This window comes from Actinocrinis sp. (assembly GCF_035946395.1).
Taxonomy (GTDB): Bacteria; Actinomycetota; Actinomycetes; order Streptomycetales; family Catenulisporaceae; genus Actinocrinis.
Genome location: NZ_DASYZI010000209.1, coordinates 12,129 through 34,698, shown reverse-complemented (window position 1 = coordinate 34,698; position 22,570 = coordinate 12,129). Strand labels below are relative to the sequence as shown.

At 70.3% G+C, this 22,570-nt stretch carries 20 protein-coding genes; 16 read left to right on the top strand and 4 right to left on the bottom strand.

Going from position 1 to position 22,570, the window contains the following annotated elements; all coding sequences use genetic code 11:
* Nucleotides 1–201 precede the first annotated feature (201 nt).
* Nucleotides 202–1,119, top strand: coding sequence for a DMT family transporter (locus VGS97_RS12980; protein ID WP_349262110.1), 918 nt, complete (start codon nt 202–204; stop codon nt 1,117–1,119).
* A 133-nt stretch (nt 1,120–1,252) separates the two neighbouring features.
* Here the strand turns inward: VGS97_RS12980 and ggt are convergent, their stop codons facing one another.
* Together ggt and VGS97_RS12970 are read right to left on the bottom strand one after the other, a co-directional pair.
* A complete protein-coding gene (gene ggt, locus VGS97_RS12975; RefSeq protein WP_326853657.1) occupies nt 1,253–3,124 on the bottom strand; it encodes a gamma-glutamyltransferase in 1,872 nt (623 codons plus the stop codon).
* 95 nt (nt 3,125–3,219) lie between these two features.
* Complete coding sequence (locus tag VGS97_RS12970; protein WP_326853656.1) at nt 3,220–4,254, bottom strand: threonine/serine dehydratase; 1,035 nt, start codon at nt 4,252–4,254, stop codon at nt 3,220–3,222.
* A gap of 412 nt (nt 4,255–4,666) precedes the next feature.
* On the opposite strand from VGS97_RS12970, the gene VGS97_RS12965 reads away from it, so the two are divergent.
* The 3 genes from VGS97_RS12965 to VGS97_RS12955 are packed head-to-tail and all read left to right on the top strand — an operon-like array spanning nt 4,667 to nt 8,678.
* The gene (locus VGS97_RS12965) at nt 4,667–5,956 is read left to right on the top strand and encodes a hypothetical protein (RefSeq protein ID WP_326853655.1); all 1,290 of its coding nucleotides are present in this window, start codon (nt 4,667–4,669) and stop codon (nt 5,954–5,956) included.
* Nucleotides 5,953–7,206: a glycosyltransferase gene (locus tag VGS97_RS12960; RefSeq protein WP_326853654.1), complete on the top strand. Its 1,254-nt coding sequence runs from the start codon at nt 5,953–5,955 to the stop codon at nt 7,204–7,206. Before VGS97_RS12965 ends, VGS97_RS12960 begins: the two co-directional genes overlap by 4 nt.
* Nucleotides 7,203–8,678, top strand: a complete 1,476-nt coding sequence (locus VGS97_RS12955) for a glycosyltransferase family 4 protein (protein ID WP_326853653.1) — start codon at nt 7,203–7,205, stop codon at nt 8,676–8,678. Before VGS97_RS12960 ends, VGS97_RS12955 begins: the two co-directional genes overlap by 4 nt.
* A gap of 47 nt (nt 8,679–8,725) precedes the next feature.
* Here the strand turns inward: VGS97_RS12955 and wecB are convergent, their stop codons facing one another.
* On the bottom strand, nt 8,726–9,817 hold the full coding sequence (wecB, locus tag VGS97_RS12950; RefSeq protein WP_326853652.1) for a non-hydrolyzing UDP-N-acetylglucosamine 2-epimerase: 1,092 nt from the start codon (nt 9,815–9,817) through the stop codon (nt 8,726–8,728).
* A 135-nt stretch (nt 9,818–9,952) separates the two neighbouring features.
* Here wecB and VGS97_RS12945 point away from each other — a divergent pair, with 135 nt between their 5' ends.
* The 12 genes from VGS97_RS12945 (at nt 9,953) to VGS97_RS12890 (ending at nt 21,297) form a co-directional block, all read left to right on the top strand.
* Nucleotides 9,953–11,389, top strand: coding sequence for a glycosyltransferase (locus VGS97_RS12945; RefSeq protein WP_326853651.1), 1,437 nt, complete (start codon nt 9,953–9,955; stop codon nt 11,387–11,389).
* Nucleotides 11,382–12,899, top strand: coding sequence for a glycosyltransferase (locus VGS97_RS12940; protein ID WP_326853650.1), 1,518 nt, complete (start codon nt 11,382–11,384; stop codon nt 12,897–12,899). The genes VGS97_RS12945 and VGS97_RS12940 overlap by 8 nt, the downstream gene beginning before the upstream one ends.
* Nucleotides 12,896–13,363: a hypothetical protein gene (locus VGS97_RS12935; RefSeq protein ID WP_326853649.1), complete on the top strand. Its 468-nt coding sequence runs from the start codon at nt 12,896–12,898 to the stop codon at nt 13,361–13,363. Before VGS97_RS12940 ends, VGS97_RS12935 begins: the two co-directional genes overlap by 4 nt.
* A gap of 30 nt (nt 13,364–13,393) precedes the next feature.
* Complete coding sequence (locus VGS97_RS12930; RefSeq protein WP_326853648.1) at nt 13,394–14,269, top strand: ABC transporter permease; 876 nt, start codon at nt 13,394–13,396, stop codon at nt 14,267–14,269.
* Nucleotides 14,247–15,251 carry an ABC transporter ATP-binding protein gene (locus VGS97_RS12925; RefSeq protein ID WP_326853647.1) on the top strand — a complete coding sequence of 335 codons (1,005 nt, stop codon included), beginning with the start codon at nt 14,247–14,249 and terminating at the stop codon, nt 15,249–15,251. The genes VGS97_RS12930 and VGS97_RS12925 overlap by 23 nt, the downstream gene beginning before the upstream one ends.
* A gap of 1 nt (nt 15,252) precedes the next feature.
* Nucleotides 15,253–16,440, top strand: coding sequence for a glycosyltransferase (locus VGS97_RS12920; RefSeq protein ID WP_326853646.1), 1,188 nt, complete (start codon nt 15,253–15,255; stop codon nt 16,438–16,440).
* 99 nt (nt 16,441–16,539) lie between these two features.
* Nucleotides 16,540–17,139: an acyltransferase gene (locus VGS97_RS12915; protein WP_326853645.1), complete on the top strand. Its 600-nt coding sequence runs from the start codon at nt 16,540–16,542 to the stop codon at nt 17,137–17,139.
* Nucleotides 17,136–18,248 carry a DegT/DnrJ/EryC1/StrS family aminotransferase gene (locus tag VGS97_RS12910; RefSeq protein ID WP_326853644.1) on the top strand — a complete coding sequence of 371 codons (1,113 nt, stop codon included), beginning with the start codon at nt 17,136–17,138 and terminating at the stop codon, nt 18,246–18,248. The genes VGS97_RS12915 and VGS97_RS12910 overlap by 4 nt, the downstream gene beginning before the upstream one ends.
* 13 nt (nt 18,249–18,261) lie before the next feature.
* A complete protein-coding gene (locus VGS97_RS12905) occupies nt 18,262–19,272 on the top strand; it encodes a Gfo/Idh/MocA family oxidoreductase (protein WP_326853643.1) in 1,011 nt (336 codons plus the stop codon).
* Between the two features lie 52 nt (nt 19,273–19,324).
* On the top strand, nt 19,325–20,632 hold the full coding sequence (locus VGS97_RS12900) for a nucleotide sugar dehydrogenase (RefSeq protein WP_326853642.1): 1,308 nt from the start codon (nt 19,325–19,327) through the stop codon (nt 20,630–20,632).
* A gap of 30 nt (nt 20,633–20,662) precedes the next feature.
* Nucleotides 20,663–20,869, top strand: a complete 207-nt coding sequence (locus tag VGS97_RS12895; protein ID WP_326853641.1) for a hypothetical protein — start codon at nt 20,663–20,665, stop codon at nt 20,867–20,869.
* Nucleotides 20,866–21,297, top strand: a complete 432-nt coding sequence (locus tag VGS97_RS12890) for a PIN domain-containing protein (protein ID WP_326853640.1) — start codon at nt 20,866–20,868, stop codon at nt 21,295–21,297. Before VGS97_RS12895 ends, VGS97_RS12890 begins: the two co-directional genes overlap by 4 nt.
* A gap of 21 nt (nt 21,298–21,318) precedes the next feature.
* On the opposite strand, the gene VGS97_RS12885 is transcribed toward VGS97_RS12890, so the two are convergent.
* Nucleotides 21,319–22,554, bottom strand: coding sequence for a mannosyltransferase family protein (locus VGS97_RS12885; protein WP_326853639.1), 1,236 nt, complete (start codon nt 22,552–22,554; stop codon nt 21,319–21,321).
* Between the last annotated feature and the right edge of the window lie 16 nt (nt 22,555–22,570).

Sequence of the window (22,570 nt, the reverse complement as noted above, 5' to 3'; positions counted from 1 at the left end):
TCATGTCGCACGAATGGCTGAGTCTGTTTAGCGAAGGGTACACCGGCGACACTGAGGCTGCCGCATCCTCTGGCTGGATCTTGGTGTTGCGGACGAGGACACGCCGAGAGAGGTGGGAACAATTCGCCTATGCCGGTCGTTCGTTGGCGGCATAGGGTAGGCGCTGGGTGTCGAGGGCGGCGGAGCGGGAAGCTGACTCTTGTGATCTGTGTCGTGTTCGCGGTGCTTACGGCGTTTAGTAACGCCATGGCGTCGGTGCTTCAGCGCCGGGCCGCGATCGAGGCGCCGGCGGACGGGTCGTTTCGGCTCTCGCTGTTCGCTTATCTGGTGCGGCGGCGGGTCTGGCTGGCGGGGATCGGCATGGTGGTCGCGGCGGCGGTGTTCCAGGCCGCGGCGTTGGCCACGGGGCCGGTCGCGCTGGTGCAGCCGATCTTCATCGTCGAGTTGCCGCTGGCGCTGCTGATCGCGGGGCTGTTCTGGCGCACGCGGCTGCCGCGGCGGATGTGGGGGGCGGTCGCGGCGGTCACTGCGGGGCTGGTGGTCGCGCTTGCCGCGGCGAATCCGTCCGGGGGCGTCGATCAGTCGTCCGACCAGCTGTGGGTGCTCGCGCTGATCGCTACCGGCGGCTTCGAGGCGGTGCTGCTGATCTCGGCGCTGCGCGTGCGCGGCGAACCGCGCGCGGCGCTGCTCGGGCTGGCCGCCGCGTGCGGGTACGCGCTGACCGCCGCGCTGATGAAGCAGTCGATGGCTGCGCTTTCGGTCGGGCCTGGCGCGTTCTTCAGCACGTGGCAGTTGTACGCGACCGCGGTCGCCGGGGTCGGATCGTTGTTTCTGCTACAGAACGCCTTGCAGGCCGGCACGCTGGTCGCCTCGCAGCCGATGCTGACCATTGGTGACGCGCTGATCAGCGCGTGCTACGGCGGCCTGTTGTTCGACGAGGACATCCGCTTCGGCTGGTGGCTCGTACCGCAGCTGGTGGGCTTGATCGTCATTGTGTTCGGCTATTTGGAGTTGTCCCGTTCGCCGCTTGCCTCGGGGCAGACGCTGCGGGGCGCGGGGTCGGATGACGATGACGCTGACGGAGCGCCGAGCGAGCTTCAGCATTCCACGACGTCGTAGGGCGTATGTCGTAGGGCGAACTTCGCGAAGTCAGAAATCATAGGGCGCAGTGCGTGTATATGTGATCGGCCGCAGCTTCCGATGGTCTGGAAGCTGCGGCCGATTGTTTGGGAGCGGTGTGTTCGGGGCTGCGTTACTCGGATGGGCTAGGGAAGACCACCATGGCGGAGCCGCCGAATCTGCGCTGCGGTTCGGCGGCGGCCTGGATGCGGCCGTCGCCGAGGAATTCGAGGCCGGTGGCGGCGCCGAGTTCCGGGGCCGGGGTGAACGCGGGCGGCGCGGGGACGAAGTTCTGGCCGATCGCGGTCAGGGCGGGGTCCAGCGGTGAGGAGAGGAACGCCGGTTCGGCTTCGGTCACCGAGCGGTCGCGCTGCGAAATGCGCGGCGCGGCGATCGCGTCCGGCAGGCTCATGCCGAAGTCCAGCCGGTTGAGCAGGACCTGGAGCACGGTCGTGATGATCGACGCGCCGCCGGGAGAGCCGACCACGAGGTACGGGCGGCCGTCGCGCAGGATGATCGTCGGGGCCATCGACGAGCGCGGGCGCTTGCCGGCGGCGGGCAGGTTCGGGTCCGGGGCCGGCGGGTGGATGGCGGTGAAGTCGAAGTCCGTCATCTCGTTGTTGAGCAGGAAGCCGCGGTGCGGCACGACCATCGCCGAGCCGCCGGTCTGCTCGATGGTCAGCGTGTAGGAGACCACGTTGCCCCACCGGTCGGCGGCGACCAGGTGCGTGGTGGACAGACCCTCGGTCGACGTGTTGGGCGTCTGCTGCGTCTGCGCCTGGCAGGTGGTGGACGGGTTGTTCGGGTCGCCGGGGGTGAGCGGGCTGGTCAGCGTCTTGGTCGGGCTGATCAGGCAGGCGCGCGAGGCGGCGAAGGCGGGGGAGAGCAGGCCGGCGGTCGGCACGTTCTCGAAGGCCGGGTCGGCGACCCACCGGTTGCGGTCGGCGAAGGCGACGCGGCTTGCCTCAAGGTAGGCCTGGAGCGAGGCGACCTGCTGGGCCTGAGTCGTGTAGTTCAGCTGCCAGCCGGAGTTCTTCAGCTGCGTCAGGACGTTGAGGGCCTCGCCGACGGTCGTGCCGCCGGAGGACGGCGGACCCATCGAATACACGTCGAGGCCGTCGTAGGAGACGTGAGTCGGCGCGGTGTACGGCGCGGTGTACCCGGCGATGTCGGCGGCGGTGATCACGCCGGGGCGGAAAACGCGGTCCGAAGTCGGCGTCATCGGCGGGTGCTGCGCGGTGTTCGCGATCTCGGAGGCCAGTTCGCCGCCGTAGAACACGCCGATGCCCTTCTGGGCGATCAGCTCGTACGTCGCGGCAAGGTCCGGATTGCGGAAGACCGAGCCGACCGCGGGCACTTGGCCGCCGGGTAGATAGAGCTGCGCGGTGGGTGTGATGTCGCTGAACCGCTGCTGGTTCATCGCGACGCCGCCGTTGAAGTCGCCGGTCACGGTGAATCCGCGCTCGGCGAGCTTGGCGGCGGGCTGCAACTCTTCGCCGAGGGGGCGGGTGCCCCATGCGTCGAGGGCTTCCTGCCAGGTCATCAGCGTGCCCGGGACGCCGACGGACAGACCCGAGTTGACCGCGTCGTTGAAGGCCAGCGGCTGGCCGGTGCCCGGGTCGATGAACACCGTCGAGGTGAACGCGGCCGGGCCGCTCTCGCGGCCGTCGATGGTGGTGACCTTGTGCGTGCGGGCGTCGTAGTACACGAAGAAGCCGCCGCCGCCGATGCCGGAGGAGAAGGGTTCGACGACGCCGAGTGCGGCGGCGGTGGCCACCGCGGCGTCCACGGCGTTGCCGCCGTGCGCGAGCACGTCGATGCCGATCTGCGTGGCGTAGGGGCTGACGCTGGCCACCGCGCCGCCGTAGCCGGTCGCGACCGCCGTCTTCGGGGGCAGCGGAATCGGTGGCGGCCCGCCGTGCGCCGCGGCGGGGGCGGCCCCAGTGGCTATCAGTGTGCTACAGAAAAGAGCGGATACTGCCAGGTAAGACGCCTGATGTCGCATTGTGCCGTGCCTCCCGTGTCGGCGGACTGCCTGCTGACTAGGCCTGCCCGGCGGGTCGGGAGATCATGCGGAATCCGCGTCGCCCGGTCGGGTGGTCACGCTTCCGCCGGCGGGCCGGAGAGAATCGCGGCGTATGCGTCCAGGTCCACGTTGCCGCCGCTGACGACGGCCACGTAGTTGCGGCCAGGTGGGAGTTGGTGGAGGTTCGAGAGGTACGCGGCGACCGCGACGGCGCCGCCCGGCTCGACCACCAACTGCGCCGAGGCCGCCAGTTCGCGGACGGCGTTCCGGATGGCCGGCTCGGAGACGGTGAGCACGTCGTCCACCAAGGCGCGCAGATGCTCCCAGGTCAGCGCGCCGACGCTGGAGGCGCGCAGTGCGTCGGCGATCGTGCGCCAGGTGTCCTCCACCGGCCAGGCTGTGCGCTCGCCCGAACGCAGGGAAGCCTGCGCGTCGGCGGCGAGCTCCGGTTCGACGCCGAAGACCGAGGCGCCGGGTATGAGCTCCTTGACGGCGACGGCGAGCCCCGACACGAGTCCGCCCCCGCTGACCGGCGCGAGCACCGCGTCCGCCGAGAAGCCCTGCTGCGCCGCTTGTTCGGCGATCTCCAGGCCGATCGTGCCCTGGCCCGCGATGACGCGCGGGTCGTCGAAAGGATGAATCAGGATCCTGCCGGTTTCTTCGGCGAGCCGGCGCGTCTCCTGCTCGCGAAGTTCCGGGGGCACGCGCACCACAGTCGCGCCGAGCGCCTGCGTCGCGGCGACCTTGTTCACCGCGGCGCCGTGCGGAATGACGATCAGCGCGTCGATACCGAACCGCTTGGCCGCGTAGGCGACCGCCTGCGCGTGATTGCCGCTGGAGACGGCGATCACTCCGGCTTCGCGGGCACTCGGGTCGAGCGACGCCACCGCGTTGACCGCGCCGCGGATCTTGAACGCACCGATCGGCTGAAGGCTCTCCGCCTTGATCCACAGCGGACGGTCGGGATCGGCCCACGAGCAGGGGAGCAGCGGCGTACGCGTGGCGATACCGGCGATCCGTTTCGCCGCGTCTTGAATCTCGGCGAACCCGACGAGCCGTGTGCCGGTGGGGTCGCTTCGGTCGGCTACGGCGTCGGCCGGGTGACTCATGGGTCCGTCCCCTTTTCCTCGGGCGGGAAGCTGGGAATCGATCATAGAGCGGTCCGTTCGGCGGCAGGCGGGCAGGCGGGCAGGCGGGCGCGCGTGGTCTCAACGTTCGAGGTTTGGCCGTGATCTGGCCGTGCCTACTGGTCGGGGCTGGTGAAGTTCCTTTATGGGAGTGGGGATGAGGCGGGTCACCTACCTGCAAGGCCTTCGGCAGGGCCGATCGTCCTGGCTCGTTCGCGGGAGCGGTATGTCGGCTCGGCGGCAGGGAACCGGCTCGATGGGGAAGCCGTCTGGGGAGTCGTACGGAGACGCTGGGGTGCGAGCGCTGCGGGTATACGCGGACGCTGTGGGTACTATTGTCGCCTCCGGCGAGGCGAGAAATGTGCGGACGCCCAGGCGAGAAGGCGATGTGACGTTGGACGCACGGAGGGTCGCGCGCGGCGGGTCGCCGCGCAGGTGGGGCGAGTCCGTCGCGCGGTGGAGCCCGCTGCGCCGGCTGATCGCGGGGGCGCTGCTGATCGCGGCGGTGTTCACCGTGTTCCAGGCGATTGACTACCACCAGAACGTGCCGTCCAACGACACCTATCAATATGCGCGGCAGACGTTGGTGTTCCTCGGCCGCTCGCACGACCAGGCCGTGCACGAGGCGACGCAGATGTTCTGCGAGGACGTCGGGTCGTCCAACGCGCGCAGCGCCAGCCTCGAACAGGGCGGCGTAACCGGCAGCACGTCCGGTCTTGCCTCCTGCATGTACACATATCGCAATGGCTTGACGCCAACCACGCCTCGTTATCTCGCCATCTTCACCTCTCGGCCCGGATACCCGCTGCTGTCGGCGGCCTTCGCCGGCGTCCTCGGCGTGCGCGCGGGGCTGTGGCTCGCCGCGATGCTGTGCACGCTGGCCGCGAGCCTGCTGGTCATCGTGCTGCTGCGCTCGACCGGCGCCGGGGTGCTCACCGCGCTGGGCGGGCAGGCGCTCTTCCTCGCCGCGCCCACCGGTTACTGGGGCAGCCGCATGCTCACCGACGGGCCGTCGCTCGCCGCCACGATGCTCACGCTGCTCGGCGCCTGGTGGCTCACCCGGGGGCGGATCGGTGCGGGCTCGATCGCGCTGGTCGGCGGGCTCGTCGCCGGGTTCCTGGTCCGGTACTCCTCCGAGACGATGGTCGCCGCCGCGCTCGCGGTCGGCGCGGGGATCTGCTTGTGGCTCGCGCCGTTGAGCCGGACCCGTGGAACGGTGTGGCTCGCCGGGCTGGCGGCCGGCGGCGCGGTCGTCTCGCAGGTCGCGACCACGCTGCTGGGCTGGCCGGGGATCACCGAGTCGATGCAGGACACGTTCACCCACCACTTCATCCGCCCGGACGTGGCGCATCCGCTGAGCCAACTGCTCTCGCTGAACTTGAAGTACTGGTCGTACTTCCCGGTCCTGGAGCCGACTTCGCTGCTGGTGGCGCTCGGGCTGGTCGTCGTCGGCGTGGCGCTGTGGCGGCGGGAGACGGTGTTCGCGGCACTCGTCACGGTGACCGCCGCGACCGGTGTCGGGACGGTGATCGCGCACCCGGTCGCCTCGCAGGCCGACCGGCTGATGGTCGCCGTCTGGCTGCTGATCGTGCTGGGCGCGCCGCTGCTGCTGGCGGACCTCGGCCGCCGCCGTCCCGCGCCCGAACCCGAGGCCACGGTGCTCAAGGAACGGCAGCTCACATGAATGTCCTGATGCTGGTCATGTCCGACGTGGCGCACGACTCGCGTGTCATGCGCGAGGCGATTGCGCTTGCCGACCACGGGCATGCGATCCACATCGTCGGCAAGGACGTGCCGCAGGGCTGGAATCCTCCGCATGGAGGGATCACCGTCGAGTCGGTCTCGGGCGGTTCGGGGTTCAACCGGCCGGGCGGTGGGGCGTCGGGTGGCGGTTCGCCGAGCTCTGGTGTGCCGAGTGCTGCGCCATCGGGCGGGGCGTTGTCGTCGGTGAAACGTGTCGCGCGTTGGGTGCTGCTGCCGCAGCACCGGCAGAAGGTCTGGCGTACCTGGTGCTCGCGGGCCGAGACCGCGGTCGCGGGCCGCGAGTTCGACGTCGTCCACGCGCACGATTTCAACGTGCTGCGACTCGCGGCGCGGATCGCCGACCGCGAAGGCGCCCGGCTCGTGTACGACTCGCACGAGTTGTGGTCGGGCCGTGAACGGCACGGCCGCCCGACACCGCTGGAGCGGGCGCGTGAACGGCGTGCCGAGCAGCGGATCGTGCGCCGCGCGGACGCTGTGCTGACCGTCAGCGACGGCATCGCCGAACGGCTGGGCGGGTGGCGCGGCGGTGAGGTCAAGGTCGTGCGCAACACGTTCCCGGGCCAGCGCAATGCCTCCGGGATGGCCGACAGCGAGATCACGCACATAGCGGTCCGGCAGCGGCCGGCAGGGGTCGTATACGCCGGGCGGATCGGTCCGGCGCGGGACCTTGAGACGCTGCTGCCCGCCGCTGCCGCCGCGGGGCTCGACGCCGTCCTGATGGGACCGGTCGACCACGAGTACCTGCCCCGGATCCAGGCCGCCGCCGGTACCGTGAGGATCGAACCGGCACGGCCGGTGGACGAAGTCGACGACGTGTTGCGCGGCGCCGGGATCTCGGTCGTCACGCTCACCGACAGTTGCGAGAACCATCGCCTGGCCCTGCCGAACAAGCTGTTCCACGCGGTGCGCGCGGGTGTTCCGGTCGTCGCGGCCGACCTGCCGGAGCTGCGTCGCATCGTCACGCAGTACGGCCTCGGCGCGCTCTACCGGCCGGGCGACGTCGCGTCGTTGCGTGCGGCGTTCAAGCAGGTCGCGGCCGACTACCCGCGTTTGTGCGAGCAGGTCGCGCGGGCGAAGGCTGATCTGTCCTGGGAGCGGGACGCCGCGGTTCTCGTCGGCGTGTACGAGTCGCTGGCGGGTCGTGGCGCGGTGTCGGTGGGCTCCCGGTGACCGATGCGGTGACCGGTCAGGAGCCGCCCGCGCGGCACGTCGTGATGCTGGTCGCGAACGGCGTCGTGGGCGACTCGCGGGTGCAGAAGATCGCATGGTCGATGGCTGACGCCGGATGGCGCGTCACCCTGGTGGGACGGGCTGCCGGCGCGGAGCTCGAACGGTTCCGGTTGCAGGGCGCCGACGTCGTGCTAGTGCCGGTGCCGAAGGTCGTTTCAGGGTACGAAAAGTCTCGGCTGCGCGGTGCGCGCGCGACCGCCGCCGCCCGGCGCGCCGAATACCGCGAGGCGCGCGCCGCGCTGGCCGACCGCGACGCGCGGACCGCCGACCGTCTGCGTTCGACCGCGGCCGCGCGCACCCGCGGCTGGCTCGATGAGCATCAGAAGGCCGATGAACTCGTCGGCCGGATGAGCCGCGGGCCGGTCGGCGGCGCGGCGAGGCTGGCGCTGTCCGGAGCGCTCGGACTCGCGGACACGCACGGCGGCTGGCGGCAGTTCAATCCGTGGTTCGCAGATCTCGAACTCGCGATGGCGCCGGTCGTGGCCGGACTGGAGCCGGACCTGATCCACGCGCACGACTTCCACATGGTCGGCATCGGCGCCCGGCTCGCCGCGACGCTCAGCACGCCGCGGCACCAGGTGCGCTGGGTCTACGACGCGCACGAATACCTCGCCGGTATCGACATTCCGCAGCGCTGGGACGCGCGTCGCAGGCTACGTAGACGCATGCTGGTCGGGGTCGAGCGGGAGTACATCCGGCGCGCCGACGCGGTGGTGACCGTCTCGGACGGCATCGCGGACCTGCTGGCGGCCGATCATCAGCTGTCGGCGAAGCCGCTCGTCGTGCTCAACGCCCCGGTGATCAGCACCAAGGCGACCGGTCGCAGGCTGCGTGACGAGGTCGGCGTGGGGGAGGGCACGCCGCTGCTGCTGTACAGCGGCGGGATGGCGCCTCGGCGCGGGGTCGCGACGGTGATCGACGCTCTCGTGCCGCTGTCGGACGTGAACGCGCACCTGGCGTTGATCGCCCGCGAGGACGATCCCGATGTCGGCGCGTTGCGCAGGCGCGCCGAGGAGCGTGGCGTTGCCGACCGGGTGCACGTCGTGCCATACGTCCCGGTGGACGAGGTCGTGCCGTACATCGAGTCGGCGACGATCGGCGTGGTGCCGATCCTGCACCACCCGAACCACGAGCTCTCGCTGATCACCAAGTACTTCGAGTACTTACACGCCTGCCTGCCGATCCTCACCAGCGACGTGCGCGAGATGGCCGAGACGACGCGTCGGCTCGGCGTCGGCGAGGTCTTCATCGCCGGTGACGCGGCCTCGCTGGCGGAGGCTGCGCGCCGGATGCTCGCCGAACTCGACGCATATAAGAAGGTTTACGCAGGCCCCGATGATCCGCGCGGCGCGTCGCTGTGGGAGGAGCAGGCGGCGAAGCTGGACGCGCTGTACCGGAAGTTGCTGGTCTGAGGGTGGTTCGGTGGTTCAGGCGGTTCGGCGTCCACTGCGCGGGCGCTTCAGCTTCGGCGTCGGGCGCGTTCGAGTTCGGTGACGACGCGCAACGCGGCTTTGCCGTCGCCGTATTCGAGGCCTGGCCGGGTGCCGGGGAGCTCGCGCGTGACGCGCTGCGCGAGCAGTTCCTTGTCCCGGATCGGCTGTGGCATCAGCACGTTCCAGCCTTCGACCAGTGTCTCAGGCCACTCGGTCTCGGCGCGCAGCGTCGTGCACAGCCGACCGAGCAGGTATGCCTCCTTCTGTAGGCCGCCCGAGTCGGTGACCACGCCGACCGAGCCGAGGACCGCGCCGACCATCGCCTGGTACGGAAGCGGTGTACCCACGCGGATCGCGCCACGCCGCAGCTGCATGCCGAACGACGCCGCGCGCGCGACGAGGCGCGGATGCGCGAGCAGGGCCACCTGATACGGCAGCGCCGCGAGAGCGTCGAGGATTGCTTCGAGTAGCTCCGGATCGTCGGTGTTCTCCGCACGGTGCACGGTGGCGACCAGGTACGGCGCGGCCGGATCGATGCCCTCGGCGGGCGCGGTCGGCGCGGTGGTGCCGGACAGCGCCCGATCGCGGGCCTGGAAGCACACGTCGACCATCACGTCGCCGACGAGCGACGTCCGCGCGCCGAGACCTTCCACCTCCAGGTTTCGCTTCGCGCGGCGGGTCGGGGCGAGCAGCAGGTCGGCGGCGTGATCGGTCAGGACCCTGTTGTGCTCCTCGGGCATCCGGCGGTTGAACGACCGCAGCCCCGCTTCGAGATGCGCGACCGGCAGCAACTGCTTGACCGCGCTCAGTGCGCCGGCCAGCGTCGAATTCGTGTCGCCGTAGACGAGCACCCAATCCGGAGCGTGCCGTCGCAACACCGGGTCGAGCCCGGCGAGCATGGCGCCGGTCTGCTCGCCGTGCCCGCCGGAGCCGACGCCGAGTTGCACGTCGGGCGCCGGAATGCCGAGTTCGGCGAAGAAGACGTCGGAGAGCGCGGGGTCGTAGTGCTGGCCCGTGTGCACGATCACGTGCTCGTGGCCGCCCTCGGCGATCGCGGCGCAAACCGGGGCGAGCTTCACGAACTGCGGGCGCGCGCCGACCACGCTGAGGATTTTCATGGCTGCGAGCATATGTGCTCGCCAGAGTTGTCGGCGCTCGTGCTAGCCATCGGCCGACGCCGCTGTAGACTGCCTGGGCTGCGCTTACAGCGCGGCTTTCCCTCCACAGTTACCGGCCGACAGACGTCAGGGACGATGAAGCGCGGATCAACGCCGAAGAGGTCGCCCAGGGTGCTCTATCTGGCCTTCTTCTTCCCGCCGAGCCGATCCAGCGGGGTGTACCGGGCACGCGCCACGGCCAACGTGCTCGCCCGCCGCGGCTGGGACGTGACTGTGTTCACCGCGCCGCGGCGCTTCTTCACCGAGTACATCGGCTCGACCGACCCCTCGCTTGAGCAGAGCATCGACCCGGCGGTCCGGGTCGAGCGGCCGGACATGGGCTACTTCCGCTGGGAGCGCGACATCCGGAAGTTCGGCCGGTGGCGCGCGAACAATCCGGTGCTCTCGAACGTGGTCTACAACTACTTCCAGCAGCACTTCTTCCCCGAGCACTACGGCTCGTGGATTCCGCGCGTCATGGCAAAGGCGCTGCGCATGCACGCGCGCCGCCGCTTCGATCTGGTGGTGGCCACCGGCAATCCCTTCGCCGCCTTCGCCGCCGCCTACTGGTTCAAGAAGCTGACCGGCGTGCCGTACGTGCTCGACTACCGGGACTCCTGGACGTTCAACCAGTTCACCGAGGAGCACAAGTACCCGCAGGGCCATCCGGCCTGGGACTGGGAGCGGCGCACGGTCGAGAGCGCGGCGCTGACCGTGTTCGTCAACGAGGGCCTGCGCGCCTGGCACGCCGAGCGGTACCCGGCCGCCGCCGGCCGGATGACGGTCGCCACCAACGGCTGGGAGCCCGAGCTGCTGGGCCGCGCGACGTATCCGGGCCCTGCGACCGGGCGCCCGCTGCGGTTCGGCTACGTCGGCACGATCACCGAGCCGATGCCGCTGGCCGAGCTGTTCGAGGGCTGGCGGATCGCCCGGCGCCACCCGGAACTGGCCGACGCGACGCTGGAGCTTTACGGCCACCTCGGCTTCTTCAAGCAGACGACCGAAGCGCTGCTGGACCGGATACCGCTGAACGGCGACGTCGGCGTCACGTACCGCGGGGCGCTGGCCAAGACGCAGGTCGGCGAGGTGTACCGCGAGCTGGACGTCTTGGTGTTCTGCGTGCCGGGCGCGAAGTTCGTCACCTCGGGCAAGGTCTTCGAGTACATGGCCGCAGGCAAGCCGATCGTGTCGGTGCACGCACCGGACATCGCGGCGGTGGACGTGCTGACCGGGCACCCGCTGTGGTTCGGCATCGACCGGCTCGACCCGAACGCGGTGGCGAACGCGATGGTCGCGGCGGCGAAGGCCGCACGCGACCTGACCGAGGCCGACTTCGAGGCGGCGCTCGCCCACGCCCAGCGGTACACGCGAGATGCGACGCTCGCGCCGCTGGAGCGGCAGCTGCGCCGCATCGCCGGATGGCCGGTGTCGCCGGAGATAGCGGAGACTGGGGCTGCGGCGACAGAGGCAGCAGTGTTGGAGACGGCGTCGGCGCAGGACGTGCCGGCGGGGACGGTGACGTCAGATGGCTGAGATCGCAGGCGGTTCGGGGCGGCTGACGGTGACCACGCCGTGGCACCCCTCGCTCCAGCGGCCGTTCGCAGGGTCCTTCGTGCAGGCGGCGACGGCGGCGGTGGCGCGGCGGTTCGAGCGCGTCGACCTCTATCACACCGAGGACTGGACCGGACCCGCGCACCCTTCGCAGGCCGCTCTGGTCCGCAAGGCCTACGACCGACTTACTGCCGGCCCCGGCCCGCGCATTGTGTCGCGGGCGCGGATGACGCCGGACGGCTACTGGGCCACCGACATCCCGACCCCGGTCACCCCGAAGCGCGATTACGCGGACTGGGCCGCGAGCCACGAGAACGCGTTGCGGCACGTACTTCGGCAACACAGCCTTCAGCAACACGGCCTTCAAGAGCACAGCCTTCAGCAACACAGCTTGCCGGGGGAGCGGTTCGACGCCGACGTCGTGCACGGCCACGTCGGGATCTACGGTGGCTGGCTCGCGCTGCGCTTCGCCCGGCCGGACGCACGGGTCGTCGTCACCGAGCACGCGTCCTTCCTCGGCAAGATCCTCGGCCAACCGCGCTCCCGCGCCATGTATGCCGAGGTGATGCAGCGCGCCGACGCCGTCCTGTGCGTCAGCGGCGGGCTGCGCCGACAGCTGGCCGAGGCGTTCCCGGAGCACGCCGCCAAGATCGAGATCCTGCCGAACGCCGTCGACATCGAGTCGATGCCCCGGCGCGCGGCCCCGGTGCGCGAATTGCATCGATGGATCTACGTCGGCAAGGTCATCGCGCTCAAGGGCGTTGCCGAGCTGCTGGAGGCCTTCGCCATTGCGGCGAAGGACGAGGCGCGGCTGCGGCTGACGATCCTCGGCGACGGCGTGCTGGCCGGGCAGCTCAAGGCGCGTGCGGCGCAGCTCGGTGTCGCCGAGCGGGTGACTTTTCACGACGCGGTGCCCCCGGAGCGGGTCTTCGAGTTCATGCACGGCCACGACCTGCTGGTGCACGCCAGCAAGTCGGAGACGTTCGGCATGACCACGGTCGAGGCGGTGGCGGCCGGGATGCCGGTACTGGTGACCAAGTGCGGCGGCCCGCAGGAGACGCTGGCCGGGCTCGACGGGGTCGCCGGGCTGCTGGTCGACGTCAGCGACGATCCCGCGGTGATCGTGGACGGATACCGGCGGCTCGCCGAGGCGCACTCCCGTGGCGAGATCGATCCCGGGCGGGCCCGGGAGGTGCTGATCGGCCGATTCGGTTCTGCGGCGGTGGCCGAGCGGCTGATGGACGTGTACAGCGGGCGGGGATCGGGCGGGGAGAGGGCGACGGATTCAGCGCCGCGCGGCTTACCAGCGGACACGGATTCAGCGTCACACGGTTTGCCAGCGGACACGGGTTCAGTGCCGCGCGGTGTACCGGCGGACACGGCTGGAACCGATAGGGCGGCGGACGCGTCGCCCGGAACAGGAGCCGGGACGGGCACGACCGCGTCTGCTGGTGAGCTGCGCGGCACTGAGTCGACGAGAGGGCGGGTATGAGCATCGTCTTCCTGGCATTGGGTACCACGCGGGCACGCGCCGTCTGCGCCTCCGCGCGGTTCCTCGTCGAGCGCGGCGTGCAGGTCGACCTGATCACGGTCGAGGAGAAGCCGTGGCGCGCCGAGGGCCTCGACGAGCGCGTCCGGGTGCTCCCGCTGCGCACGCGCGCGGACCGGATGCTGGCGAACAAGCTGGCGGCCAAGTTCTACAAGCTGTTCCGCCCCTACGTGATGTGGCGCGCCGCGCGGCGGCAGGCGCTGCGTCTGGTGGACTGGAACGCGGTGGAGCAGGCTGTGATCAGCGACTCGCACGCGATCCCGATCGGCTGGCATCTGGCCCGCCGGCACCCGAAGCTGACCGTGGCCTTCGAGCTGGACCGCACCCCGTACCTCGGCAGTGACCCGGCGTCCGTGCCCGCAGGGTCTGACTCCGCCCCGCTCGTCACCGGCACCGTCGCCGACTAGCTGGAAAAGAGCACATTGACCACCGAGACCATGACGAAGCCCGCGCCGCGTCCACCGTCCCCGGCCACGGCGTACGAGCACCATGTCTTCCGCTCGCGCCGCAACGGCATCCCCCGGCTGCGCGAGTACCTGCCCGAACTGTGGGCGCGCCGCGAGTTCGTGTACGAGTTCGCCCGCAGCACCCTGCGCGCGCAGAACTACCTCAACGCCTTCGGGCAGCTGTGGCTGGTCCTCAACCCGCTGCTGCTCGGCGCGGTCTACTACGTGCTGGTGGACATCCTCAGCAACGGCAAGCACGCGCCCAACTTCTTCACGATGCTGCTGGGCGGGCTGTTCCTGTTCACCTTCTTCTCCAGCATCCTGAGCCAGTCCGCGGGCTCGATCATCGGCAGCAGCCGACTGATCCTGAACAGCCGGCTGCCTCGGCTGGTGATGCCGATCGTCCAGATCGTCATCGCGTTCATGAGGTTCCTGCCGACGCTGCTGGTCTTCCTCGCGGTGCACACGATCCAGGGCATCCCGTGGGGGTGGAACGCGTTCTACGCGATCCCCGCCTTCATCGAGATCACCGTCTTCGGCGCCGGGCTCGGCTTCCTGTGCGCGACCGCGCAGGTCTACTTCCGCGACTTCTCCAACTTCCTGCCGTACGTGACCCGCATCTGGCTGTTCCTGTCGCCGGTGCTGTGGGAGCTTCAGACGCAGCTGGCGAGGCACGACCTGAAGGCGCACGTCATCGCGCTCAACCCGCTCTCGCCGATGATCGGCTCCTGGGGCGACGCGCTGGTCTACAACGTAGCCCCGCCCGCCACCTGGATGCTGGAGGGCCTCGGCTGGGCCGCGGGCGCGTTCCTCCTCGGCACCCTCGTCTTCATCAGGAGGGAACGTGAGTTCTCTGTCCGCCTCTGAGAGCAAGCCGGCGCAGGACGAAGCGGTGAAAACCGACGATGCCGTGAAAGCTGACGACGCGGTGAAAACCGACACGGCGCCGGCGCAGACGAAGCCCGCGGCGGTCGCGAAGGTCACCGAGCGGGTCCCCGAGCCCGAGGTCGAGCTCGACCGTGACCACAAGTACGCGATCAGCGTGCAGGACGTGCACATCACGTACCGGACCATCGTCGATCCGCGTGCGAACACGATCCGGCACACGCTGACCCAGTTCGGCCGCAAGGGCGGCGGCGGCCGCAAGGTGCGCGAGATCAAGGCGGTGCGCGGCATCTCCCTCGACGTGCCGCACGGTTCGATCCTCGGCATCATCGGCGCCAACGGCGCGGGCAAGTCCACGCTGATGCGCGCGATCGCCGGGATCCTGCCGCCGACCTCGGGGCAGATCGTGGTCAACGGCCGCATCAGCACTCTGCTCGCGCTCGGCGTCGGGTTCAACGGGCAGCTCTCGGGCCGGGAGAACGTGATCCTCGGCGGGCTGGCCGCGGGCCTGACCCGCCGGCAGGTCTACGAGCGCTTCCAGGAGATCGCCGACTGGGCCGAGCTCGACGAGGCCATCGACATGCCGATGAAGGCCTACTCCTCCGGCATGTACGGCCGGCTGGCCTTCGCCGTCTCCACCCACATGGAGCCCGACGTGCTGCTGGTGGACGAGGCGCTGTCCACCGGTGACGCGCACTTCCGGCGCAAGTCGTACGACAAGATGCAGCAGCTGGTCGCCGAGGCCCGCACCATCGTGATCGTCAGCCACGGTATAGGCGCCATCCGGGAGATGTGCGACGACTGCGTCTGGATCCACAAGGGCGAGATCGTGCGGCACGGAGACCCGGACGAGGTGACCACCGAGTATCTGGAGTTCCAGGGCGTCCCGCCGGAGCCCAAGAAGGAGGACGCGGCCGAGTCCGCCGCCGACTTCGACGACGCCTTCGTGATGGAGGACGTCTGAGATGGCGCGGGCGGACAGTGGGCGGGAAGGCAGCGGGCGGGAAGAGCGGAGCGACCCGGACGTCACGATCCTCGGCACCGCCCACAACGCCGCCGACGCGCGTCTGCACCGGCTCTGCGCCGCGTTGCTGCGCGCCGGACTGCGCGTCGAGGTGATCGCCCGCGGCAGCGCGGACGACGCGCCCAAGCCGACGTTGTTCGTGGGCACCCCGAAGCGCGGCATCATCGGACGCGGCGTCCAGGCCATGGTGTTTCCGGTGCGCGCCCGCGGCCCGGTGGTGCTGACGATGGATCCGGACCTGGTCCCGGCGGCCCGTCTGCGCCGTGCCCTTGCCCGCGGTACGCGGCTCGTCGTGGACGTGCAGGAGGACTACGTCACGCTGCTCGCCGACCGGGCCTGGGCACGCGGCGTGGTCGGCGTGATCGCGAAGGCGTGGGCGCACGCCGCCGTCGCGCTCGCCCGCGGCGCCGACATGACGGTCGTCGCCGACGACCACGTGCCCCCGCTCACGGCGGTGAACCGGCTGGTCGTGCGGAACATGCCGGATCTGGGCATGCTGCCGAAGGCCGGCGTGCAACTGGACGGGGTGCCGCGCGCGCTGTACATCGGCGACGTGCGCGAAAGCCGCGGCCTGTTCACCATGCTGCGCATGATCGAGCTGGCCCCGGACTGGCACCTCGACATCGTCGGCCCGGTCGCCGCCCGGGACGAGGCCCGGCTGTCCGAATGGCAGGCGACCAGCGGGGCCGCGTCACGGGTCAGGCTGCACGGCCGGATGCCGCCGAAGGAGGCCTGGAAGCTCGCCCCCGGGGCCTGGGCCGGGATCTCGCTGCTGCACAGCACCCCGGCCTTCGAGGACGCGATGCCCTCGAAGATCTACGAGTACTTCACCTGCGGCCTGCCGGTGCTCACCACGCCGATCCGGCGCGCGGCCCAACTGGTCGAGCAGGCCGCCGCGGGCGCGGTCGTCGCGGATCCGGAGGCCGCCGCCGCGACGCTGAACGGCTGGTCCTCGACCGACCGCGGAGGCTTCGAACTGTGCCGCAAGGCCGCGGTCGGGTGGTCCGAGCGCACCCTGGCCGAGCCGAGCCCGTACGATCGGTTCGCCGCCGCCGTCGTGGACCTGGTCGCCCAGACCCGGCCCGACCGCGCCGCGCCAGTCCCGACCGCAACGAACGAAGCACGATAACTGATGACAGACACGGCACCATCGACGGACACGGCACCGCTCGCTGCCCGACCAACCTCTGCCCGACCATCCTCTGTCCGCATCGCGCTCAACGCCGACGTGGACGACCGCGCCAAGCTCGGCGACGGCACCAGCGTGTGGCACCTGGCCCAGATCCGCGAGGACGCGATCCTCGGCCGCGACTGCGTCATCGGCCGCGGCGCGTACATCGGCACCGGCGTGCTGATCGGCGACAACGTCAAGATCCAGAACTACGCCCTCGTGTACGAGCCCGCGACGCTCGGTGACGGCGCCTTCGTCGGGCCGGCGGCCGTGCTGACCAACGACCTGCGCCCCCGCTCGGTCGCCCCGGACGGCACGCAGAAGCGGGGCGGGGACTGGCACGCGGTCGGCGTCGAGGTCGGCGAGGGCGCGTCGATCGGCGCCCGCGCGGTCTGCGTCGCGCCGGTGAGTGTCGGTCGGTGGGCGATGGTCGGTGCTGGCAGCGTCGTGACCCGCGACGTGCCGGACTTCGCGCTCGTCGTCGGGGTGCCCGCACGGCGGATCGGCTGGGTCGGCAAGTCCGGCGAACGGCTGGTGCAGGAACAGGAAGAGGACAGTGCCGGATCCCGGTGGCGTGACCCGGTGACCGGCGAGACGTATCGCGAGACAGCAGAGGGCCGGCTCGTCATGCAGAGCGCGGCGGAGGAGACCCCGTGAGCCAGCAGACCGAATTCATCGCGCCCGCCAAGCCGGTCATCGGCGAGGAGGAGATCGAGGCAGCCGTCAGGGTGCTGCGCAGCGGCATGGTGGTGCAGGGACCTGAGGTGGCCGCCTTCGAGGCCGAGTTCGGCGAGCTGATCGGCGGCGGGCGGCACTGTGTCGCGGTCAACTCCGGCACCTCCGCCCTGCTGCTCGCGCTGCACGCCCTGGAGATCGGCCCCGGTGACGAGGTCATCGTCCCCTCGTTCACCTTCGCCGCCACCGCCAACGCGGTGAGCCTGGTCGGGGCGACTCCGGTCTTCGCGGACGTCGAACCGGACACCTTCAACCTCGACCCGGACTCGGTGGCCGCCGCGATCGGTCCGGACACCGCCGCGATCATGCCCGTGCACCTCTACGGACACCCCGCCGCGATGACGCGCATCAACGAACTGGCCGAGCGGCACAGTCTCGCCGTGCTCGAAGACGCCGCGCAGGCGCACGGCGCGACGCTGGGCGGCGTGCAGGTCGGCGCGCTCGGCGACATGGCCTGCTTCAGCTTCTACCCGACCAAGAACATGCACTCGCTCGAAGGCGGCATGGTGGTCACTCCGGACGAGCAGGCCGCCCGGCGTATCCGGCTGTTGCGCAACCAGGGCATGGAGAAGCGCTACGCGAACGAGATCGCGGGCTACAACGTGCGGCTGACCGACGTCGCCGCCGCGATCGGGCGGGTCCAGCTGCGAAAGCTGGCCGGCTGGAACGAGAGCCGTCAGGCCAACGCCGCGAAGCTCAACGCGGGCCTGTCCGGCGGCACCTTCGGCCTGCGCACGCCGCACGTCGCCGACGGCGCGACGCACGTCTACCACCAGTACACGGTCCGCGTTCCCGGCGGGAACCGCGACGCGTTGCAGGCGCACCTGACCGAGAACAAGGTCGGCAGCGCCGTCTACTACCCGACGCCGGTGCACCGGCTCGCGCCGTTCGCGAGCACGCCGGACGACGGGCTCGACGTGACCATGCGGCTCGCAGAGGAAGTCCTATCGCTGCCGGTGCACCCTTCCCTCACCGACGCCGACCTCGACCGGGTCATCGGCGCCGTCCAGTCCTTCGAGCCGGAGAACTGAGGGGGCTGAACACATGGCTGACACTGCGAAGACTCCCGGCCTGCGCGTCGGACTCATCGGTCTCGGCGCGATGGGCCGCCACCACGCGCGTGTGCTGCGCGCGCTCGACGGCGTCGAACTGGTCGCCGCGGCCGACCCGGTCGGCGACGTGCACGACGCGCTCGGTGGCATCCCGCTGGTGCCCGACGTCGAGCAGCTGCTCGAACACCGGCTCGACTACGCCGTGGTCGTCTGCCCGACCGCGCACCACGAGCCGGTCGGGCTGGCCCTGGCCGAGGCAGGCGTCCCGGCGCTGATCGAGAAGCCGCTCGCGCACGACGTCGCCGCCGCCACCCGGCTGCTTGAGGCCTTCGAGAGCCGCGGCCTGGTCGCCGCGGTCGGCCACATCGAGCGGTACAATCCCGCGCTGCAAAGCATGCGCGCCCGGCTGGAGGCGGGCGAGCTCGGCGACGTCTTCCAGGTCGCCACCCGCCGCCAGGGCCCGTTCCCGCACCGGATCGCGGACGTCGGCGTGGTCAAGGACCTGGCGACGCACGACCTGGACCTGACCGCCTTCGTCACCGGCTCGGACTACCGCACGGTCAGCGCGCGCACGACCAACAAGAGCGGCCGCCCGCACGAGGACCTGGTCACCATCCTCGGCGACCTGGACTCCGGCGTCATCGCCAACCACCTGGTCAACTGGCTCTCGCCGCTCAAGGAGCGGGTCTCGATCGTCACCGGGGACCTCGGTTGCTTCGTCGCCGACACCCTCACGGCCGATCTGACTTTCTTCGCCAACGGCTCGACCCGCACGCAGTGGGACGCGGTCTCGGCCTTCCGCGGCGTGTCCGAGGGCGACATGACCCGCTACGCCATCGCCAAGCGCGAGCCGCTGACCGTCGAGCACGAGGCCTTCCGCGACGCGGTCGAGGGCAAGCCGAACGCGAGCATCGTCACGCTGCGCCAAGGCCTGCGCGCCGTGGTCGTGGCCGAAGCGGTGCTCGAATCCGCGCGCACCGGCCAGACGGTCCCGGCCGTCTAGGCTTGAGCAGCACCACGTACTAGAACGCACCGAGCAGAGGAGACCAGCGACCGTGCGGATCTGCGTAGTCGCCCTGGGGAAGATCGGCCTCCCGCTGGCCGTCCAGTACGCGAGCAAGGGCCACGAGGTCGTCGGCTACGACATCTCGCAGCGCGTCGTCGAGCTCGTCAACGACGGGGTCGCGCCCTTTCCGGGCGAGGCGGGGCTCGACGCCCTGCTGAAGGAGGTCGTCGCCGACGGCCGGCTGACCGCCACCACCGACGGCACCGCCGCGGCCCGCGGCGCTGAGGCGATCGTCGTGGTCGTGCCGCTGATCGTGGACGCCCAGGACGTGCCGGACTTCGGCCCGCTCGACGCCGCCACCGAAACGATCGCCGCCGGGCTGGCCCGCGGCGCCGTGGTGAGCTACGAGACCACGCTGCCGGTCGGCACCACCCGCGAGCGGTTCGCTCCGCTGCTGGAGGCGGGCTCCGGCCTGATCGCGGGCACCGACTTCGGGGTCGTGTTCAGCCCCGAGCGGGTGCTGACCGGTCGGGTCTTCGCCGACCTGCGCAAGTACCCCAAGCTGGTCGGCGGGATCGACGCGTACTCGACCGAGCTCGGCATCGCGTTCTACCGGGCGGTGCTCGACTTCGACGCGCGCACGGACCTGGCCCGCCCGAACGGCGTGTGGGACCTGGGCACCGCCGAGGCCGCGGAGCTGGCCAAGCTCGCCGAGACCACCTACCGGGACGTGAACATCGGTCTGGCCAACACGTTCGCGCGCTTCGCGGACAAGGCCGGGCTGGACATCGCCAAGGTCATCGAGGCCTGCAACAGCCAGCCGTACAGCCACATCCACCAGCCAGGCATCGCCGTCGGCGGCCACTGCATCCCGGTCTACCCGCGGATGTACCTGTGGAACGACCCGGAAGCCCAGGTCGTGCGCTCCGCCCGCGAAACCAACGCCGCGATGCCCGCATACGCGGTCGGTCTGCTGGCCGGCGCGCACGGCGAGCTGGCCGGCCAGCGCGTCGCGGTCCTCGGTGTCGCCTACCGTGGCGCGGTGAAGGAGACGGCGTTCTCCGGCGTCTTCGGCGTCGTCGAGGCACTGCGCTCGCGCGGAGCGCTCCCGCTGGTCTGCGACCCGATGTACACCGAGGACGAGATCCGCGCCCTGGGCTTCGAGCCCTACCTCGCGGGCACCAGGGTGGACGCCGCAGTCATCCAGACCGACCACCAGGAGTACCGCCAGCTCACCCCGGCCGACCTGCCCGGAGTCAAGACCCTGGTCGACGGCCGCCGGATCACCGACCCGGCCGCCTGGACCGGCGTGACCCGCCGCCTGATCGGCGACGGGACCGGCTCCGCCTCAGCCTAGCGCTATGCGGGTATACTCAGTGGTATGACTATGACGACGATCAAGGTGTCGAAGTCACTGCGTGATCGGCTTCACCGCTTGGCTGCCGAGGACGGGCTGACCATGGCGCAGGAGATCGACAAGCTCATGGGTGACCGCGTGCCGCGCCCGGAGCCTGTTGTCGGCGGCTTCCGCAGCGGGTCCTCGTTGAGTGCCGAGGAGATCGACGCCGAATTGATGCGAGGCTTCGGCGCGTGACGATCATCGTTGACACGAGCGCTGTCCTGGCGGCTCTCGATGAGGACCAGGATGGGCACCGCGCTGTTGTCGCTGCGCTCAAGGCCGCTCATGGAGAGCCCCTTGTCGTCTCGCCGATGATCGTCGCAGAAGCCGACTATATGCTCTACACACGTTTGGGAGCCGACGCAGCGCGCGCCTTCGCTCGTGATGTGGCCGCAGAAGCATATGAGCTGGCAAGCTGGGACGCCGAAGACCATGCAGTCGCCGTAGACCTGACGACCGGTTACCGTGATGCGTACATCGGCGTCGCCGATGCGTCCAATGTGGTGCTGGCCGACCGTTATCGCACCACGCGGCTGCTCACGCTCGATCAGAGGCATTTCCGCGTGCTGCGGCCGCTTTGGGGTGCGAATGCCTTCACGCTGCTGCCGTTCGACGAAGACTGATCGCTGATGAGCAAGGCGGGCTCAGCCCGCCCACTCGCCCATCAGGAACAGGTACGCGACCGTGAACAGCAGTGGTGTGGAGACGCACAGGTAGACCGTGCGGATCCACGGCCTGCGCACCGTCCATACGCCGAGGATCGCCCACAGCGGCCACCACAGCAGCATCTCGCGGGGCACGGACAGGTAGTTGTGCGACGTGCCGAGGGACACCACCGACAGGCCGACGAACGTCGCCTCGGCCCAGCGGCGCTTGCGCAGCAGCCAGACCAGCAGCGCCACGCCGACCGCCATCGCGATCATTTCGAGTTGGTACTCCCACGCGGCGTTGGCCGGCAGGACCCGCCCGCCGAAGGCGTACTTCCAGGTGTTCACCAGCGAGTGGACCGGGTCGGTCAGATGCCGGTTCCAGCCCTGGACCTCGGCGTCGTGCCAGGCGTTCCAGTGGCCGGTCAGCCAGTACAGGAAGCCGAAGAAGGCCACGACCGGCGCCAGCGAGATCAGCAGCGGCGTGCCGCGCAGCCACTCGCGCAGGGTGCGCGGCCTGGTCTGCACGAGGAACAGCACCGCGATCGCCAGGAATTCGAACACGCCGTTGATCCGGATCGCGCTCGCCCCGGCCAGCAGCAGTCCGGAGGCCAGCCAGCGGCCACGGCGCGCGTAAAGCCAGGCCGGCAGCGCGAGAGCGAGGAACGGTGCCTCGGTGTAGCCGGCGGCCAGGAAGAAGGCTGCCGGGGCGAACAGCCACAGCAGCGTGCCCTCGCGTACCGCCGTGCGAGTCTTCTCCAGCCCCTCGGCGTCCCTGCCGAAAGCGGATTCCGCTTCGAGCACGATGATCCGGGTGAGCGCCACCGTCGCGATCGCCCCGGCGACGAACGAGATCGCCAGACCGCTGACCGTGTACGAGCGCAGCACGGTCTGCACCGCGCGCAGCAAGATCGGATAACCGGGGAAGAACGCGATCGACGAGCCGTGGCGCGCGCTGCCGGTGTAGCCGTGCGCGGCGATGCCCTGGTAACGCAGCCAGTCCCAGCGTTCCCACAGCATGGTGAAGCTGTGCGGGCCGTATTTGCTCTTCGGCTGCGTCATCCAGGCGACGTCGTATGCGAATACGAAAATAGTGACGCGGGTGAGCACCCATATGCGCAGCGCGGTGCCCTCCAGGGCACCGATGCCGAGCCGGTCCGCGACGCGGTACACCACGTCCGGGACGCGACTGCTCGTCCGTTCGGTTTTCTGCGTGCCATCGTCTTCTTGCACGCTGTGATCTGCCTCG

Bases quoted from the DNA above. Each gene is read 5' to 3' on its own strand.
- VGS97_RS12920 (WP_326853646.1), top strand. From the start codon at position 15,253: ATGGCGCGGGCGGACAGTGGGCGGGAAGGCAGCGGGCGGGAAGAGCGG.
- VGS97_RS12905 (WP_326853643.1), top strand. From the start codon at position 18,262: ATGGCTGACACTGCGAAGACTCCCGGCCTGCGCGTCGGACTCATCGGT.
- VGS97_RS12970 (WP_326853656.1), bottom strand. From the start codon at position 4,254: ATGAGTCACCCGGCCGACGCCGTAGCCGACCGAAGCGACCCCACCGGC.
- VGS97_RS12935 (WP_326853649.1), top strand. From the start codon at position 12,896: ATGAGCATCGTCTTCCTGGCATTGGGTACCACGCGGGCACGCGCCGTC.
- VGS97_RS12940 (WP_326853650.1), top strand. From the start codon at position 11,382: ATGGCTGAGATCGCAGGCGGTTCGGGGCGGCTGACGGTGACCACGCCG.
- VGS97_RS12960 (WP_326853654.1), top strand. From the start codon at position 5,953: ATGAATGTCCTGATGCTGGTCATGTCCGACGTGGCGCACGACTCGCGT.
- wecB (WP_326853652.1), bottom strand. From the start codon at position 9,817: ATGAAAATCCTCAGCGTGGTCGGCGCGCGCCCGCAGTTCGTGAAGCTC.
- VGS97_RS12945 (WP_326853651.1), top strand. From the start codon at position 9,953: ATGAAGCGCGGATCAACGCCGAAGAGGTCGCCCAGGGTGCTCTATCTG.
- ggt (WP_326853657.1), bottom strand. From the start codon at position 3,124: ATGCGACATCAGGCGTCTTACCTGGCAGTATCCGCTCTTTTCTGTAGC.
- VGS97_RS12930 (WP_326853648.1), top strand. From the start codon at position 13,394: ATGACGAAGCCCGCGCCGCGTCCACCGTCCCCGGCCACGGCGTACGAG.
- VGS97_RS12895 (WP_326853641.1), top strand. From the start codon at position 20,663: ATGACGACGATCAAGGTGTCGAAGTCACTGCGTGATCGGCTTCACCGC.